This window comes from Halomonas sp. SIMBA_159 (assembly GCF_046536035.1).
Taxonomy (GTDB): Bacteria; Pseudomonadota; Gammaproteobacteria; order Pseudomonadales; family Halomonadaceae; genus Vreelandella; species Vreelandella venusta_A.
The window spans coordinates 1-247 of sequence record NZ_JAWJBT010001249.1 but is presented as its reverse complement, the minus strand read 5'-3'; the positions used below and the strand labels follow the sequence as shown (position 1 = coordinate 247).

1 protein-coding gene is annotated in these 247 nt (G+C 41.3%); it reads right to left on the bottom strand.

The genetic code is table 11. The features are described from left to right. Positions 1-29: 29 nt before the first annotated feature. Positions 30-247: RNA polymerase sigma factor (locus R0J87_RS23255; protein ID WP_498889333.1), on the bottom strand; the 218-nt coding region annotated here is incomplete at its 5' end.

The following is a 247-nucleotide window of genomic DNA, read 5'->3' as shown; positions in this document are numbered from 1 at the left end:
AAAGGGCAAAAGAACGGTTTTACCCATGCTCAAAACGATAAAAGTCCCAATAACAGCACTCCCAGGGCCACTTCTGAGGTCAATATTGCTTTTAATGACTGCAGTGCTCTGTACACATAGTTCCGTGAGGTCTGATAACTCACAGACATAATCTGCTCGATCTCTTCATAATTCATCCCTTCATAAAATTTCAGGTATAACACTTCACGCTCCTTGGGGGTGAGTTGATTTATAGCCTCTTTTAATG